The organism is Paenibacillus sp. 01T422 (genome assembly GCF_056398785.1).
In genome coordinates, this window is sequence record NZ_JBFTQB010001145.1 from 1 (window position 1) to 2882 (window position 2882).

The 2882-nt window shown below is 43.3% G+C and carries 3 protein-coding genes; all 3 read left to right on the forward strand.

Features of this window, described 5'->3' with window-relative positions:
- Positions 1 to 735, forward strand: a 735-nt coding sequence (locus tag AC1DUA_RS36550; protein WP_477504393.1) for a carbohydrate ABC transporter permease, incomplete at its 5' end; no start/stop codon positions are given.
- A gap of 193 nt (positions 736 to 928) precedes the next feature.
- Positions 929 to 1333: a hypothetical protein gene (locus AC1DUA_RS36555; RefSeq protein WP_477504394.1), complete on the forward strand. Its 405-nt coding sequence runs from the start codon at positions 929 to 931 to the stop codon at positions 1331 to 1333.
- A 4-nt stretch (positions 1334 to 1337) separates the two neighbouring features.
- On the forward strand, positions 1338 to 2882 hold a 1545-nt coding region (locus AC1DUA_RS36560; protein ID WP_477504395.1), incomplete at its 3' end, for an MGH1-like glycoside hydrolase domain-containing protein.

Genomic DNA, 2882 nt, shown 5'->3' on the forward strand with positions numbered 1-2882 from the left:
GCGCTCGTAGATATGGGTGAGATTTTTAAGAGTCCTCCCATCTTCCTGCCAACAACCATTCATTGGGATAACTTTAAGACCGCACTTAGCAGCCATCCATTTCATAGATATTTTCTCAATAGCACGATCGTTACGGGACTTTCCATTGTTGGTGTTTTATTAAGCAGCTCACTGTGTGCTTATAGCTTTTCCAGGATTAACTGGGTAGGCAGAGACCGTGTGTTTGGTGTCATTCTGACTGGACTCATGCTCCCATTTTTCGTTGTCATGATCCCTCATTTTATCGGTTGGAAATTATTAAATCTGACAGATTCTTTCGTTCCGTTAATTGCTCCAGCATGGTTTGGCGGTGGTGTGTTTAACATTTTCTTGCTTCGACAGTTCTTTATGTCGATTCCAAGAGAGATGGATGAAGCAGCTAAAATCGATGGTGCAAGCCATTTCCTAACGTATTGGAAAATTATCCTGCCAATAGGCAAGCAGTCGATGATTGTTGTTGGGTTGCTGACGTTTMTTGCGAGCTGGAACGACTACTTGGGGCCTCTCGTGTTTATCACAAGTGAGAAAAACTATACGTTGATGCTTGGTTTAACCTTGTTCCAAGGAACGTACTCCGCCCAGTGGAATTACATGATGGCGGCAACAAGCGTTGTTGTTCTGCCGTCCTTGGTCTTATTCCTCATAGCTCAAAAACATTTGGTAGAAGGCATTGCGATGACCGGTGTTAAGGGATAGGCGTTGTGCGATCGGATCGTTGAATTAGCTTTTTAACTTCCTTAAGGGGGTGGTCATCATGAACGGAATGATCAGTATCGTAGGTAGGCAAATGTTGGGCAGCAGGCTGTTCATTCCGCTAAGTCATTGTTTAGATKGCARACAGTAGCTACTAAGGGGCATGTCATGGCTAAAATTCAATAGGAGGTAACAAATGAGAATGTTCAAAAAATCAATTGGCAGAAAAGTTTTGACGACATCGCTAGTGTTCTCGTTAGTGTCAATTTTCGGCGCATCCGCTTTCGCTGCAGATCTTAATTTTGTGAATAATAATGATCCTGGAATGCCTGTATTTACGAATGCAGCAGGCAATGTCGTAGTACCTGCTGAACCTGCCCCATTCAATGCGAGCAGCAGCAGGATGATGGATATGTATCAAGCGGACATTGCCGCAGGAGGCACTTCCTACTGGATGGATCGCATCCTCACCCGGAAGGGAAATGATCCTACAGGGACCTATTTGATGTCACGGGGCAAGGCTTTGTACATGTATACGAACAGTGCCACCGTCATAGGTTACGGGATATACGCTGGAAGAAACCAAATTCATCACAGATAATAACGTGGCGATCGACAATGTTACGATTACGAATACGGGTACGGCCTCCAAAACATTTGATCTAACCGCAGATTCTCCTTTTGCCAAAACCGCATCCAGCGATGGTAAAGAGCTTTCTGGTACCTTTGATGTCAGGAACAATTTGACCAAAGTGTACCCAAGGTTCAGCGGCACGGGCATGACGGCAAGCAATGGTATTTTGACCAGATCCATCACTTTGGCACCTAATGAGAAAATAACGCTTAAATTTCAAATGGGCTTCATCACAGATGAGATCCCGCAATCGCTTGTCGATTACAATAGATTCAAAGACTATGATGCAAATACCGCTTACCTAACTCAACTTCGTGAATATAACAAATGGTGGGCAGACAACGTTCCTTACATGGATGTTGCGGATGACAATATCAAAAAGATCATCTATTACAGATGGTGGTTAAGCCGATTTAATTTCCTTGACGCCAACATTCCGGGGAATGACTATCAGTTCCCGATTTCCGTTGAAGGAGCTTTGGGCTACAATAACGCAATTGTCTTAACGCAGCCGATGCATATGCAGGATCTTAAATATTTAAGAAATCCGATCTATTCCTACGGGGATTGGGTATCAGCGGGTGAAACGTCCAGGGACAGTCTGTTTACAGATAATCCAGGCAAACCTTCCAACTGGAATAATAGCTATTCCCAATACATTGGGGATTCCGCTTTTCAAACGTATGAAGTCCATGGCGGTCAGCCAGAAATCTTAAATAATTTGGCGCGTTATTCGGAAAAGGATGCAAAAGGTCAGTTAGATCGCTTCGACACGAACAAAGATGGCGTTATTAACTATGATTGGGGCTCATTAACCGGGAACGATGCGGATGGAAATGCTTTTCACTTCTTTGAAAAAAGAGGAAACATTGATCAAAACCGAACTGAGAGCGCTTTCGTATATGGAAATGCTATGGCTTCCGCCAAAGCTTACCAACTTGCTGGCAATTCGGCGAAGGCAACTGAAATGTTCGCTTTTGCAGACAAGCTGAAAAACTCTTTCTTGTCCATCATGTGGGATGATAGTTCGAAAATGTTCTTACAGAAGGATTTGTTGACGAATACCTTCATCCCGTGGAAAGAAGCGAACAATTACTACGCGTTCCAAATGGACGGACTTGTTCCTAAAGATGATCCTAAGTACCTGGAGTCACTTAGATATTGGGGAGATAGCGCTGAATTCCCTGTATTCCCATTCTATACGGCAAACCAGAAGGACAAGGCCTTATCGGTAGCGGCAGGCGTTGGTGGTTCTAACAACTTTGCCAACCTGAATGCATCAGGAAATATTAGACTCTTTACAGAAGTGCTTCGCAAATATCCGAACCAGCCTTACATAACAGCTGATATGTATAAGAAACTGATGTACTGGCTTGGATGGTCAACCGCTTATCAAGGAAATATCAACTACTTGGATAATAATGAGTATTGGTATAACTGGAACCCAACAACGAAACAAATCAGTGGAAGATCCGGCATTCACCACAATATTCTTGGTAATTACAACTATTCAATC

What these genes read in the sequence shown, in the direction of transcription:
- AC1DUA_RS36555 (WP_477504394.1), top strand. Translation starts at nt 929, where the DNA reads ATGAGAATGTTCAAAAAATCAATTGGCAGAAAAGTTTTGACGACATCG.